Raw genomic sequence first — 14,131 nt, 5'->3', positions numbered from 1 at the left:
CGAGGGATTATGAAGACAATATTTACTACTGTGGTCGTGCTGTTGTTTTTCGTCGGGTTTGCCTGGGCGGAGGGCGTGCAGGTTGAAGAACTGATCAAATCCACCAGTTCATGGAATGATGTTTCTCTACCCGATTATTCTCAGGCGGAAACGGAGGTGACCGTTCTGAAAATCACCGTAGACCCGCAGACCTCTCTACCGATGCATTTTCATCCGGTGATTAATGTGGCCTACATGCTTGCCGGTGAACTGACAGTCATTTCAGACCAGGGGAAAAGAAAGATAATAAAACAGGGCGAGGCCTTGATCGAGCTGGTCAATCAGGACCATTACGGCATAAATGAGGGAGTGGAGCCTGTTGAGATTCTGGTAGTTTACCTGGGCGAAAAGGGGCAGCCGATTACCGTCAAAAAGTAGGCGGCATTATGAAGTCTGCTCTTCCTTCCAGGCAAGATGCCGGATGAATGGAAACAATTGCCCATTCTTCCGGCATCTTCAGGAATTATTGAAATTTAGATCTGCTACATATTTCTGCGGTATTGTCCACCAACTTCATACAAGGCTGTAGTTATCTGGCCGAGACTGCAGCTTTTCACGGTTTCCATCAATTCAGCAAAAAGGTTGTCGCCGTTAAGAGCCGCTTTTTTGAGTTGCGCCAGTGCCTCGGGTGCTTCTTCTTTATGCCTTGCCTGGAAGTCGGAGAGTCTTTGCAGCTGGTCCTGTTTGATCTCATCCGTTGCCCGGGCAAGTTCCACTGCGGCATTGGCTTCGTCGTAATTGGCAGCGGGATTGCGGAAGGTGTTCACGCCTATGATAGGATATTTGCCCGTATGCTTCAGGTTCTCGTAATAAAGCGACTCCTCCTGTATCTTGGAGCGCTGATACCCTGTCTCCATCGCTCCAAGTACGCCGCCGCGTTCGGTGATTCTGTCAAATTCACTGAGAACCGCCTCTTCCACCAGTTCGGTCAGCTCTTCAACGATAAAGCTGCCCTGGTTCATGTTTTCATTTTTGGCCAGACCCCATTCGCGGTTGATGATCAGCTGAATGGCCAAAGCACGCCGGACAGACTCGTTACTCGGAGTAGTGATTGCCTCGTCGTAGGCATTGGTATGCAGACTGTTACAGTTATCGTAGATAGCGCAGAGACCCTGCAGTGTCGTACGAATGTCATTGAACTGTATGTCCTGACTATGCAGCGATCTTCCCGAGGTTTGGATATGGTACTTCAGCTTACAGCTATTTTCTGACGCCCCGTATTTCTCCCGCATGGCCACGGCCCAGATGCGCCGGGCCACCCGGCCGATAACCGTGTACTCAGGATCCATGCCGTTAGAGAAAAAGAAGGAGAGCCGCGGTGCGATCTGGTCGATATGCATGCCCCTCGCCAGGTAATATTCCACATAGGTAAAGCCGTTGGAGAGAGTGAGGGCGAGCTGGGTAATGGGATTGGCGCCGGCCTCGGCAATATGGTAGCCCGAGACGGAGACGGAGTAAAAATTCCGTACATTGTTTTCAATAAAGAACTGCTGAATATCCCCCATCATTTTCAGAGCGAATTCAATAGAGAAAATACAGGTGTTCTGCCCTTGGTCTTCCTTAAGGATATCGGCCTGTACGGTGCCCCTGACATTGGCAAGGACCATCTCCCTGATTTGCCGTAATTCTTCCTGGTTGGGAGCGCGATTGTTCTTCTCCGCAAAAGCGTCGACCTGCTGATCGATGGCAGTGTTCATGAACATTGCCAGAATGATTGGAGCGGGGCCGTTGATTGTCATGGAAACCGAGGTGGTGGGTGAGCAGAGCTCGAAACCGTCATACAGCTGTTTAACGTCATCGAGTGTGCAGATGGATACCCCCGAGGTACCTATTTTACCATATATATCAGGACGCAGATCCGGGTCCCAGCCGTAGAGGGTGACCGAGTCAAAGGCGGTTGAGAGGCGTTTTGCCTCAGAGTCGGCGGAGAGAAGCTTAAAGCGCGCGTTGGTCTCTTTGGGACCACCCTCGCCGGCAAACATCCGTGTAGGATCTTCCGCAACTCTCTTCAAAGGAAACACCCCGGCGGTGAAGGGAAAATATCCGGGGAGGTTTTCCCGCCGCATCCAGGAATAGATCTCTCCGGGATCCTTGAACTTGGGCAGAGATATTTTCGGCATTCTGGAGTGCGACAGCGTTGTGCTGTAGAGCGGGATGCGCAGCTCCTTTCCCCTGATTGTGTAAACATATTCATCGCCGGAATAGGCTTCTTTGATATCCTGCCAGGAGGAAACCAGCGTGTGGGCGTCAGTGTCGATGCTCCGCGATGCTTTGCCGGCTTCTTCCTTGAGGGAGTTGATTACTATTTCATCGCCGTCTCCGGCGGCTATTATCTCGATGCTCTCCTGAAGGTGCCATCTTTTGCGGATTGCCTCGGACTGCTTCCCGCTGATGGCATGATACTTGCGGATACTCTCAGAAATCTCAGCGAGGTAGCGTATTCTATCGGCGGGTATCACGATAGCCTTGGAAGATGAGGCTTTCTTCTCGGGTTTGAGCAGGGCCGAGCTAAGCTGCAGAGATGTCTTGGCGCTAAGTGTTTCCAGAATGGCATGGTAGAGGGCGGTGACCCCGTCGTCATTAAACTTTGAGGCGATGGTGCCGAATACCGGAAAGTCTTCCGGGGCTCTGTCCCAGGCTTTGCGGTTGCGCTGCACCTGCTTGCGAACATCCCTGAGAGCGTCGTCGCTGCCCTTCTTTTCAAACTTGTTGATAACGATGATATCGGCGTAATCAAGCATATCGATCTTTTCCAGCTGGGACGGGGCGCCGAACTCGCTGGTCATCACATAGAGAGATACATCGGCAAGATCGATCACGCGGGAGTCACCCTGGCCGATGCCGGCGGTTTCCGCAATAATCAGATCAAATCCGGCCGCCTTGGCAACCTGTATCGCTTCCGGGAGAGACTCGGAGACCTCGTGGGAGGAACTGCGGGTCGCCAGGCTGCGCATATAGACCCGATCGGTAGTGGAGATGGAGTTCATGCGTATCCTGTCGCCAAGCAGGGCACCGCCTGTTTTTCTTCGTGACGGATCACAGCAGATAACGGCAATGCGAATATCGTTGGCATCATTAAGAAAGCGGACAATGATCTCGTCGGTAAGTGAGGATTTCCCGGCACCGCCTGTGCCGGTGATGCCGATAACGGGAGGGTTCCTGGTCGCCGCCAGTGGCCGTATGGTCGACATGATTTTTTCCAGTTCTTCCGCACTTGTCGCCTTGGCTTCCTGTACCGCGGTCATTAACCCGCTGATTTTGTCGACCATAGTGGGCGCGAGTGTTTTGGGCTGGAGATCGTGATAAGGCAGCGTCGAAAAATCCAGGATAGACAGCATGTGGTTGATCATGCCCTGCAATCCCATACTAGCCCCGTCTTCAGGGGTATAGATTCTGGCCACGCCGTAATCCATCAGTTCTTTTATTTCTTCGCTGACAATGACGCCGCCGCCCCCGCCGAACACCTTGATGTGGGATGCATTTCTTTCCTTGAGCAGATCGATCATATATTTGAAGGCTTCGATATGACCACCCTGATAGGAGGACATGGCTATCCCCTGGGCATCTTCCTCAATGGCCGTATCGACAAGCTCCTGGACGGAACGATTGTGTGCAAGGTGGATGACTTCCACTCCTGAATCCTGCAAAATCCGACGGATAATGTTGGTTGAGGCATCATGGCCGTCGAAAAGTGAAGTGGCCGTGATTACTCTGACATTATTATTGAGCTTATACACTTCAATGGGGGCGTTCATCTCGTCTCCTTCTTTGACATTGATCGAGAAGTCTGTTCTAATTTAAAGTGAGATCAGCAGGATTCCAATTACTTTTCCGGTAAAAATCCCATAATGAACTCAGACTGTTTTTTGGTATACTGTTCAATGGTAAAATGCTTGGCAAAGTACCATCTTCTGAAAGCCCAGGTATGACCGATGACCGATATATTATGGCCGATCAGGTTGATGGTTTCATCGTCAACAGCAAGTTTACCTTCACTCTGCAGCTGCTTCATGGCATCGATGAAGAGACTGGTGATTCTCATCTCCGCCTCCAGGACCTTCTTCTGCCACTTGTCTGGAAGAAAATGGGTTACCTGGTACATCAGCAGGACGTGGTCGCTCATGCGGTCGCAGACCAGGAAATATTCCCGGATGATTTCCCGCAACGCCTCCCGGCCTTCGGCGGATCGTGTCAGCGCCCCCGAAAGACCCTGCTCTACCTCAGAGTAGATGGCCATGCAGACCAGGTAAAGAACATCCTCTTTGGTCGATATGTACTCGTAGAGAGAACCTATGGAAAGCCCGGTCTCCTTGGCCAGGATCCGTGTAGTTGTCTTATGGTAGCCATATTTGATGAAAAGTTTGACCGCACCATCGACAATCTGCCGTCTTCTTTCTTCAACCAGTTTTTTGTTCTTTATCTGGGTGGCTACTTCGCGTGAGTCCTTTGCCTCAATTCTCATCTACACTTTCCCCTTGTCCCTCTTGGCCGCCTCTAAGCATATTCTAAGACGCTGTATTTTCAAGGTGTGCAATATTCCGGCAGCGCTCCTGCAAACGTGAGTGCACATAATCATCGAAAGGCAGCTTAACCCAGCTGAGCTGGACTCTTTACAGTACCCCCTTGAGGGGTATAAGTACCTTGGCAATATGCTTAACGGGCCGGCTGTTAAAGTACTTTCCGTTTTCTGGTTTTTTGTGCCGATTTTTTCGGAGTAAGGTACTAACGCCGGCAAACGGCAAGTAGGTACCTTGGATGCATATCCAACTTAACGATTTCAAATACATTTCTCCTTTTCTTGTTTTTTTATGACAGAAGTTAAGGAGTAAGGTACTAAAGCCTTTCCATCAGAGCCGGCACGAATTGCTTCAGATCAGAGACTATCAGAACATCGGCTACTTCTCCTATTGGAGCATCCCTGTCGGTGTTGATGGCAACCACGAATTCGGATTTCTTCATTCCGGCAAGATGCTGTATAGCTCCGGAGATACCGCAGGCAATATAGAGTTTCGGGGAAACCGTCTGTCCCGTTGTTCCTACCTGTCTGTTGTGTTCAACCCATTCCGAATCAACCACCGGACGGCTGGCCCCGTATTCACCGCCGAGTTTTTCGGCCAGGTCGGAAATAATCCCGACATTTTCAGCTTTGCCTATGCCCCGGCCGGCACTGACTATGATCTCCGCCCTGGTGAGATCAACACCGCCCTTTTCAGCCTCTTCATATCCATGAAATGAGAGATCCCCCTGCGACAGCTCCTCAATATCTATTACTTCGGGAGCTGCTTGACTCTGGGGAGGCGGAGCGTTGAAGGCCCCCGCCTGCAGGGTGAGCACATACTGTTCACTCTTCGGTTTGACGGTGCGGCGCATTTTGGCATTGCAGACCGGTACGACCGGCAGTCCATCCCTGAAGTCGACGACCTCTGAAATCTGGGCGATTCCAAGGGAACAGGCAATTCGCGGGGCCATATCCCAACCGTATGATGAATGAGGAAACGCAATGATATCAGGTTCTTCCCGGGTAATTACCTCGGTGAGCAACCTTTTGTGCACCGCGGGGTTGAATTCACCGTGGCTCTCGGCACCGGCCAGATAAAGTTTGCCCTTGAAATCAGGCAGAGACTCCGGTGAGCCCACCAGAAACATAACACTTTCTGCCTCAATTGCCTCAGCGAAGCCGATAAGCTCCCCATAATTTTCAAGCAATTTGCCATCTCTATATTCTGCAATCAGTAAAGTTTTCATCATGTATCTCCCATCATCCCATAACGGTTGTCTTTTCTCTTAAAATCCTGAGAAGTTCTTCCGCCAATTCAGCCGGATCTCCCTCAAGAATAAGGCCGCCGCTCTTTTTCTCCGGAAAAAAGATCTCCGCTGTTTCCTGAAGGGGAGTTTCTTTGAGAAAATCGGCAACCGGAGAGGAAAGCAACTCTTTTTTCTTAGCCTTCATGATATTGGGAAGGGTCGGATATCTGGGGCTGTTGAGTCCAAGCTGGCAGGTGAGAAGGGCGGGAGTAGTTGTCGAGACAAGAGACTTGATGCCGCCTTCCAGTTCCCGTTTAACCTGGATGTCTCCGGAATCGTATTTGAAGTCGACTATCGTGGATACCGCAGGTATACTCAGGATCTCCGCGGTCATTAGGCCTACTTGTGCGCTTGCTCTATCCTGCGACTGCATACCGCAGAAAATCAGGTCAAATTCTTTATCCCGGGCAAATTCAGCGATTATTGATGCTATGGTAAAAGGGTCACGTCCGGCGGAATCATCGTCTTCTATATGTACGCCGCGGTCGCATCCCATTGCCAGCGCCTTTTTCATGGTTTCCTTAACCCTGGTCGGTCCGATACAGAGGACCGTGATATCACAATCCTTAACCTGCTCTTTGAGAGAGACCGCCTGCTCGACCCCGAATTCATCATATTCGTTCATTCGCCAGGCGAGATCGACGGTACTGTACCAGGTACCGTCCAGGGAAAATTTTGATTCCATATCCGGAACCTGTTTGATGCAGACAAGAATTTTCATAGATTCCTCCAGTTACAACTTTCCTTTTGTGCAAAATACATATTGGTAATGTTATTAACGAGACTGTTTATCTGGTTAACGCCGACCCTATGACAATCCGCTGCACCTCGCTGGTCCCTTCGTAGATTTCCGTAATTTTGGCATCGCGCATCATCCTTTCCACAGGGAAATCACGGGTGTAGCCGTAACCCCCGAGAATCTGCACGGCCTGTGTCGTTACCCGCATCGCTGTCTCGCTTGCCATCAGTTTGGCCATTGCCGAATCCTGAGAATAGGGAAGCTTCGCGCTGGCCCGGTAAGCGGCATCATAAACCAGCAGCCTGGCTGCCTTAATTTGCGTGGCCATATCGGCAAGCTGAAACTGGACCCCTTGAAAACGGGCAATCGGCGTATCGAACTGCTTTCTTTCCTTGGCATAATTTACCGCCTCATCAAGCGCACCCTGGGCAATTCCGAGGGCCTGTGCGGCAATGCCGATTCTGCCGCCGTCCAGGGTTTTCATTGCCACCTTGAAGCCCTGGCCTTCTTCGGCCAGAAGATTCTCCTGTGGAATCCGACAGTTTTCAAAGAGAAGCTCCATGGTCGGGGAACTGCGAATCCCCATCTTTTCCTCCTTCTTACCGAAGGTAAAGCCGGGTGTGCCCTTTTCGACGATAAAGGCGCTGATTCCATGATGCTTCTCGGCATTCTTGTCCGTTCTGGCCATCACCACATATACTTCAGCTTCGCCGCCGTTGGTGATAAATGTTTTACTGCCGTTGAGGATCCATTCGTCACCATCCCTAACTGCCGTGGTTCTGGTGCCGCCGGCATCGGAGCCTGCAGCGTTCTCGGTGAGACCGAAGGCCCCCATTTTTTCACCGGTAGCCAGCGGAACAAGGAATTTCTGTTTCTGTTCTTCGCTGCCGAAGAGATAGATAGGGTTGGCGCACAATGACAGATGTGCGGAAAGGGTGACTCCGGTGGAGGCACAGACCCGGGAAAGTTCCTCGACTGCAATGGCGTAGCTGATGTAGTCCGCACCGGCACCACCATACTTTTCGGGGAAAACGATTCCGGTCAGGCCAAGTTCGGCAAGTCGGGTAAACATCAGTTCCCGGTCAAAGCGTTCTTCCTCATCCCTGGCCCGGGCGGAAGGAGCTACCTCCGCCTCCGCAAAGCTGCGTACCATGTCTTTGATAAGTTTCTGTTCTTCCGTCAGTTCAAAATTCATCGTTCAATCTCCAGCAGAGTCCCTTTGGGTATTTTTCGGGTAATTTTTCATGCATTCTTTAAAAAAGTGTTTTTCAGCGTGCTTGCACAGGCCGCAAGTTGCCAACTCAGCGGTCCCTGTCGGGCTGCCTCTGTCGCACTTATCGTTTTATTTTATTAGAGGGCGGCAGGAGCGTATAGTGCGCCCCTGCCGCGTGCTATCAATTTTTTCTTGAACTGAGTTCCGGGAAATCCCAGTAGAAGAATTCGGTGGCAACCGCTCCAGACTTATCCTGCTGCCTCTTTTCCTCCTGCTGCCGCAATTCGATACGGCGTATCTTGCCGCTCAGCGTTTTGGGAACCTCGGGAACGAACTCGATGATCCGCGGAATTTTGAATTTGGCCAGGACATTGATGGTGTGCTGGAAGAGTTCCAGAGCCAGTTCTCTTGAGGGTTCAACACCCTGTTTGAGGATGACATATCCCTTGACGAGTTGATGCCGTTTGGGATCCGGTACACCTACCACGGCGGTTTCGGCAACGGCAACGTGCTCCATAAGGGCGCTCTCCACCTCGAAGGGTCCGATTCTGAAGTCCGAGGATTTGATAACGTCATCGCTTCTGCCCACAAACCACCAGTAGCCGTCTTCATCGTAGGATGCCCGGTCTCCGGTGTAATAGTAGTTGCCACGAAAGGCATCGCCCATTTTCTCAGGGCTGCCGATATATTCGGTAAAAAGTCCGATGGCCCGCCATTTATCGAGTTTAACCACGATATGGCCGACCTCATCGGCTTTAGTGATTTCAAAGCCTTCCTCGTCAACCAGGGCGACATCGTACATATACGAGGGGTAGCCGAAGGAGCCGCTGCGCATTTTACCTTTCATCCAGGGGGGGTTGCCGATCATTGCCGTTGATTCCGTCTGACCGTAGAAGTCACGGATCTCATTACCAGTCAGTTTCTTCCATCGGGAAATTACTTCAGGATTCAAGGGCTCTCCCGCGCCGATGGATTGTCTCAGGTTAGAGAGGTCAAACTGGGATGTGTCAAGATTGATGAACATCCGCCAGGCGGTAGGGGGAGCGCAGAAGGTGGATATCTTATGGGTGGAAATAGCCTTGAGATATTTTTCACCGTCAAGGGTGGTGAAATCGAATCCGGTGGCGGTGGCGCCGACATTCAACGGCCCGAAAAAGGAACTCCAGGCCCACTTGGCCCAGCCGGGCGCTCCCAGGTTGTGATGGATATCGTCGGTCCGGATACCGGCCATAATGGAGGTGGACAGGTGTCCCAGAGGATAAGATACGGCGGTGTGACCGACTCGTTTGGGCAGTCCGGTAGTACCGGAAGTGAAGAAACAGAAAAGCAGATCGCTCGATTTTGTTTTGGCGGCCTCTGCTTCTTCCGATTCTCCTTCGAGATCGGTATAACTGGTCCAGCCAGCCTTTTTGCCGAGAACGATTTTGACCTTAGGTTCGGTGCCGTTGGTCTTGATGGCGGCATCGATCAGATCGGTATACACTTCGGCGGCGATGATGCAGTCCGGCGGATAGGTCTCGAAGCGGAATTCCATTTCCCGCTGAGTCATGGTGGTGGCAGTTGGAACGGCGACGAGTCCTCCCTTGACACAGGCATAGGTGGCAAACCAGGTTTCCGGGACGATCGGCACCATCATGTACATATTGTTGCCTTTGTCCACCCCGGACTTACGCAGATGGTTCAGGCACTGATTGCCTCTGGCCATGAATTGCCGATAGGAATAGGTCTTGTTTTCTTCGGTGAGGATATCGGCCCAGATGAATGCCGGTTTGTCACCGCGTTCTTTGACATGGACGCCCTCGAATATTTCTTCCGCCCAGTTAAAGTATTCCGGAAGTTCCATGAAGTTGAGCCGTTCAAAAAAAGCCTTGGCCGCATCATCCTTGCGGTCGTCATCTGCCATCATGTTGATATCCATAACTTCCTTATACAGACTTTCCATACCCATTTGAGACTCCCTCCTGTTCGGAATTTTTGGTACCTTTATGGAAAAAATTTCTGCGCATCCGGTGCAGGAAATTCTTTTTTAAAGGCCTAGCCCGGTTTTACCGGGTTAGAGTACCGGGCGCGTTGTCGCCCTCCAGTGTTGGTTAGCTACCGAGCGCTCGCTCGGAATCTAGTTCCACTTAAAAGTATATTGATGATTTTGTCAAAGCATTTTTTTGGTTTTCAAACTTATTCATGGCATGTATAAGCCATAGTTAACAGATGTGTTGTCATAATACCCTGAAAAGAGAAACATGTTCCTGTTTTCTGGCAGATTTTGTGGCAAAGGAGAGGAAGTATTTGATAGTCAATCGGATAGTTATGGTAGTGAGAAAGGAAGGATGGGTTGTGATCAATTCAGGAAGATTTTCAGTTCCGTATAACGAAAAACTGATTGACAAATGGTGCTTTAAAGGGAATCATAAAAAAAACGATTGAGCGCTTGGTCGGTATTTCCGACTTGGATAAAATCAGATGTTTTTCAACAAGAGATGATTTTGTAAAGGTCGTCGAAGTTGCCGGGGTGGACATGCGATAAACGCCCATACGTGCATAACTCCGACTTTAAGATAGTCCGATATACTGGCGCAGTATCTGAAACGGCGATTTGGCAGTACCGTTGGGCTGTACAGGTGGTGCGACAAATCGCCGTTTTAGATCTACAACGACGCTGGTCGAGCTCTTTTCGAGTCATTATAGAGATAATTCCGCGGAATATGAAAATCACACGAACTGAAGAGGTATACTATGAAAGCCGCCGTAATTGTTAGCGCTGTGAGGAGCCCGCTGGGGAGCTTTGGTGGGACATTGAGTAAAACCGGAGCCACCGATCTGGGGGCACATGTGATCAGAGAAGCGATACGACGGGCGAACATAGAAGCGACCGCAGTGGATGAATGCATCATGGGTATGGTTCTACCCTGCGGGTATGGGCAGAACCCGGCGAAGCAGGCGGCCATCAAAGCGGATCTGCCCCAGGAGGTGGAGGCCATTACCGTTAACAAGGTGTGCGGTTCTTCTCTGAAGGCCGTGATGCTTGCCGCCCAGGCCATACAATGCGGCGATGCCGATGTCGTGGTTGCCGGAGGGATGGAAAACATGAGCATGGCTCCATATTATCTGGATAAAGCCAGGTGGGGCCACCGCATGGGACCCGGAAAGATCGAGGACCATATGGTGCACGACGGTCTCTGGGATATTGTCAACGACTTCCATATGGGCATGTCCAACGAGCTCATTTGTGAAAAATGGCAGGTTGATCGCGAGCAGCAGGACAGGTTTGCTGCGGAATCCTACAGGCGGGCGCAGGCAGCTATTGCCGACGGCCGCTTCAAAAAGCAGATTGCCCCGTTGACTATTTCCGATCGCAAGGGTGATATTCTTTTCGATACCGATGAGTGCGTCATGGATACCCCTTATGAAAGACTTGCCAAAATGCGCCCCGCGTTTCAAAAGGATGGTGTCGGCACCGCAGGGAATGCCTCAATAATCAGCGACGGCAGTGCCGCCGTGGTGGTAACGAGCAGGGAGAAGGCCGAGGAGCTTGGTTGCACGATTATGGCGGAAATCGGCGCCCAGGCGTCGGCCGGCATCGATTTGAAGTATGTGCTGATGGCTCCGATCTATGCAATCCCCAAGGTACTCAAAAAGGAGGGGATAACCCAGGCGGATGTCGATCTGTTTGAAATTAACGAGGCCTTCAGCGGAACCTCGGTAGCCATCAATAGGGTGCTGGAACTTGACTCCGCTATAGTCAATGTCAATGGCGGCAGCGTTGCTTTGGGACATCCGATCGGAGCCAGCGGTGCCAGGGTATTGACGACATTGCTCTATGAAATGGAGGCAAGAGACCTCCGTACAGGTTTGGCGTCTCTTTGCCTTGGCGGCGGAGAGGCTGTGGCTCTGGTACTGAAACGCTGATTAAGCCTTGAACAAATCGGCAGTCAAATCGGCTTTATGATAGCTCCGCTGCATTCATTACAGACGAAGGCGGAAACAAGTACAGCCGGGAAAAAGTTTTCGACGAAGTCATCAATCCGGGAGAGGAAACGGTAATGGAAATAAAAAAGTTTGGAGTGATCGGCGCGGGCCAGATGGGCAATGGCATCGCCCAGGTGGCCGCGGCAAGCGGGCTCGAGGTTCTGATGAGCGACATCCGCGAGGAATTCACCGAGAAGGGTCGGGCGGCCATTGCCAGAAATCTGGGCCGCATGGTGGAAAAGGGCAAACTCGATCAGGGTGAAGCCGATGATATCCTCGCCAGGGTGAAGACCACCGTTAACCTGGACGATATGAAAGATGTCGATTTCGTGGTCGAGGCCGCAGTGGAGCGTGAGGATCTCAAGTTTAAGATATTCCAGCAACTTGATCACGTCTGTAGAGCCCATGTCATTCTCTCGACCAATACCTCATCCATTCCCATCGGCAGAATTGCCGCTCAAACCACCAGACCGGGAAAGGTCATCGGCATGCATTTCATGAATCCGGTGCCGGTGATGAAACTGGTCGAGGTGATCAGGGGATTGGCAACCTCCGAAGAAACCTTTCGGCTGACTTGGGATCTCTGTAAAAAGTTCAACAAGACACCTGCTGAAGCTAACGATTTTCCCGGTTTTATCGCCAACAGAATCCTGATGCCCATGATCAACGAGGCTATCTTCTGCCTCTACCAGAGTGTCGGCAAACCGGAAGATATCGATACGGTGATGAAGCTGGGCATGAATCATCCCATGGGTCCGCTGGCCCTGGCGGATCTTATCGGTCTGGATACCTGCCTGGCCATTATGGAAACGCTCTATGACGGCTTCAAGGATTCCAAATACCGCCCCTGCCCACTGTTGAGAAAATATGTCGAGAGCGGCTGGCTGGGAAGAAAGAGCGGCAAAGGCTTTTATGACTATTCCAAATAAGATGGCGTCGCGATAAATACCCGTATGGGCATAAACTCCGACTTCGAGAAAGCCCGAACTCCCGCGTTGCAGGTTTTTGACAGACCTTCGACATACTATGTATCGTCTAAGGCCTGCCAAAACTGCGCCTTCTGTATATCGAACTTTTTATCTAGCCTTCTGACATCGCGGCAATTTATTACAGGATCAGCAAACGCGAGCAGATCAACAGGGAGGAGATGTGGAAGAATATCCGGCCGGACCACTTTTGGGCGAAATTGAATCACGTCTGAGGAAGCTGCAGTCCGAATTGCGGAAAAAGGACATCCAGGGCGCCCTGATCGTGCAGAATACCGATCTGTATTACTTCTCAGGTACTGCCCAGCAGGGGTGGCTCTATATTCCAGGCGAAGGCAAGCCCCTGCTCATGATTTTCAAGGAATTCGAACGGGCCAGGGCTGAATCGCCTCTTGAAGATATAGTTTCACTGGTGAGCCCGAAGAAAATCCCGCAGGCCTTAGAGGAACACGGTTATACTCTTCCTTCCCCCCTGGGAATGGAACTTGATGTACTTCCAGCCAATCTCTATTTTCAATTTTTAAAAATCTTTTCAGGCTGCTCAATCGTCGATGTGTCAACGCCAATCCGCCTGGTGCGGGCAGTAAAGTCCGCCTATGAAATTGAGAAAATAAAAACCGCAGCTGCCTTCTCCGACAAAGTGGCCGCTCATTTTCCGCAACTACTCGAAGTCGGCAAGACCGAAGTGGCTCTGGCCGGTGAACTGGAGGCCTATGCCCGTAGCCTCGGGCATCAGGGCATCGTCAGAATGAGGCTGTTCGGCAGTGAATTGTTTTATGGACATCTCATGTCTGGTCCGGCTGCCGCGGTTCCCAGTTATCTGGCATCGCCTACCGGAGGACAAGGGGTGAGCGGACTTATTAGCCAGGGGGCCGGGTTCAAGAAAATCAGGCGGAATGAGACTGTCCTTGTCGATTATGTTTTTGCCTATGACGGATATATTTCCGATCACGCCAGAATTTTTGTCATCGGCGATCTCCCGGATGAGATGTATCGAGCCCATGACGCCATGCTGGAGATGCAGGAGAGGATTAAAAAAGTAGCAGTTCCAGGCGCGGTAACCGGCGATCTCTACCAGTTGATGACGAATATGGCGGAAAAGCAGGGATATCGTCAGCAGTTTATGGGGGTGGGCGAAAGGAAGATTCGCTTTACCGGACACGGCGTGGGACTCGAACTTGACGAATTCCCTTTTCTTGCCAAAGGCCAGAAGCTCGAACTGGCGGAAGGGATGGTCATCGCCCTTGAGCCCAAGGTGATCATGCCTGGAAAAGGCGTGGTCGGTATCGAGAATACCCATCTGGTAACAGCGGTGGGACTTGAGCCTCTTAACCATTTCCCCGATGAAATTTGCAGAGTTTCCTAACAATTTTCCCCGGAGCC

10 protein-coding genes are annotated in these 14,131 nt (G+C 51.2%); 4 read left to right on the top strand and 6 right to left on the bottom strand.

Going from position 1 to position 14,131, the window contains the following annotated elements:
- Nucleotides 1-9: 9 nt before the first annotated feature.
- Entirely contained in the window at nt 10-417 is a 408-nt protein-coding gene (locus JWG88_RS13965) for a cupin domain-containing protein (RefSeq protein WP_205234406.1), read from the top strand.
- A 104-nt stretch (nt 418-521) separates the two neighbouring features.
- On the opposite strand, the gene icmF is transcribed toward JWG88_RS13965, so the two are convergent.
- The 6 genes from icmF to JWG88_RS13935 all read right to left on the bottom strand — a co-directional run bounded on the left by icmF (nt 522) and on the right by JWG88_RS13935 (nt 9,744).
- Nucleotides 522-3,794 (bottom strand): fused isobutyryl-CoA mutase/GTPase IcmF, encoded by a 3,273-nt coding sequence (gene icmF, locus JWG88_RS13960; protein ID WP_205234405.1) that lies wholly within the window; start codon nt 3,792-3,794, stop codon nt 522-524.
- Between the two features lie 68 nt (nt 3,795-3,862).
- Nucleotides 3,863-4,501 (bottom strand): TetR/AcrR family transcriptional regulator, encoded by a 639-nt coding sequence (locus JWG88_RS13955; RefSeq protein ID WP_205234404.1) that lies wholly within the window; start codon nt 4,499-4,501, stop codon nt 3,863-3,865.
- A gap of 371 nt (nt 4,502-4,872) precedes the next feature.
- Entirely contained in the window at nt 4,873-5,784 is a 912-nt protein-coding gene (locus JWG88_RS13950; RefSeq protein ID WP_205234546.1) for an electron transfer flavoprotein subunit alpha/FixB family protein, read from the bottom strand.
- Between the two features lie 13 nt (nt 5,785-5,797).
- Complete coding sequence (locus JWG88_RS13945) at nt 5,798-6,565, bottom strand: electron transfer flavoprotein subunit beta/FixA family protein (protein WP_205234403.1); 768 nt, start codon at nt 6,563-6,565, stop codon at nt 5,798-5,800.
- A gap of 67 nt (nt 6,566-6,632) precedes the next feature.
- Complete coding sequence (locus JWG88_RS13940; RefSeq protein ID WP_205234402.1) at nt 6,633-7,778, bottom strand: acyl-CoA dehydrogenase; 1,146 nt, start codon at nt 7,776-7,778, stop codon at nt 6,633-6,635.
- Between the two features lie 199 nt (nt 7,779-7,977).
- On the bottom strand, nt 7,978-9,744 hold the full coding sequence (locus tag JWG88_RS13935) for an AMP-binding protein (protein WP_205234401.1): 1,767 nt from the start codon (nt 9,742-9,744) through the stop codon (nt 7,978-7,980).
- 785 nt (nt 9,745-10,529) lie between these two features.
- Here JWG88_RS13935 and JWG88_RS13930 point away from each other — a divergent pair.
- The 3 genes from JWG88_RS13930 to JWG88_RS13920 all read left to right on the top strand — a co-directional run bounded on the left by JWG88_RS13930 (nt 10,530) and on the right by JWG88_RS13920 (nt 14,114).
- Nucleotides 10,530-11,702: an acetyl-CoA C-acetyltransferase gene (locus JWG88_RS13930; protein WP_205234400.1), complete on the top strand. Its 1,173-nt coding sequence runs from the start codon at nt 10,530-10,532 to the stop codon at nt 11,700-11,702.
- A gap of 134 nt (nt 11,703-11,836) precedes the next feature.
- A complete protein-coding gene (locus JWG88_RS13925) occupies nt 11,837-12,691 on the top strand; it encodes a 3-hydroxybutyryl-CoA dehydrogenase (protein WP_205234399.1) in 855 nt (284 codons plus the stop codon).
- A gap of 220 nt (nt 12,692-12,911) precedes the next feature.
- The gene (locus JWG88_RS13920; RefSeq protein WP_205234398.1) at nt 12,912-14,114 is read left to right on the top strand and encodes a M24 family metallopeptidase; all 1,203 of its coding nucleotides are present in this window, start codon (nt 12,912-12,914) and stop codon (nt 14,112-14,114) included.
- Nucleotides 14,115-14,131: the final 17 nt, after the last annotated feature.

This window comes from Desulfopila inferna (genome assembly GCF_016919005.1).
Classification (GTDB): domain Bacteria; phylum Desulfobacterota; class Desulfobulbia; order Desulfobulbales; family Desulfocapsaceae; genus Desulfopila_A; species Desulfopila_A inferna.
This window is presented reverse-complemented; position numbering and strand designations above follow the sequence as displayed.

Excerpts from the sequence above, each read along its gene's own strand:
- JWG88_RS13965 (WP_205234406.1), top strand. The coding sequence starts at position 10 with ATGAAGACAATATTTACTACTGTGGTCGTGCTGTTGTTTTTCGTCGGG.
- icmF (WP_205234405.1), bottom strand. The coding sequence starts at position 3,794 with ATGAACGCCCCCATTGAAGTGTATAAGCTCAATAATAATGTCAGAGTA.
- JWG88_RS13955 (WP_205234404.1), bottom strand. The coding sequence starts at position 4,501 with ATGAGAATTGAGGCAAAGGACTCACGCGAAGTAGCCACCCAGATAAAG.
- JWG88_RS13950 (WP_205234546.1), bottom strand. The coding sequence starts at position 5,784 with ATGAAAACTTTACTGATTGCAGAATATAGAGATGGCAAATTGCTTGAA.
- JWG88_RS13945 (WP_205234403.1), bottom strand. The coding sequence starts at position 6,565 with ATGAAAATTCTTGTCTGCATCAAACAGGTTCCGGATATGGAATCAAAA.
- JWG88_RS13940 (WP_205234402.1), bottom strand. The coding sequence starts at position 7,778 with ATGAATTTTGAACTGACGGAAGAACAGAAACTTATCAAAGACATGGTA.
- JWG88_RS13935 (WP_205234401.1), bottom strand. The coding sequence starts at position 9,744 with ATGGGTATGGAAAGTCTGTATAAGGAAGTTATGGATATCAACATGATG.
- JWG88_RS13930 (WP_205234400.1), top strand. The coding sequence starts at position 10,530 with ATGAAAGCCGCCGTAATTGTTAGCGCTGTGAGGAGCCCGCTGGGGAGC.
- JWG88_RS13925 (WP_205234399.1), top strand. The coding sequence starts at position 11,837 with ATGGAAATAAAAAAGTTTGGAGTGATCGGCGCGGGCCAGATGGGCAAT.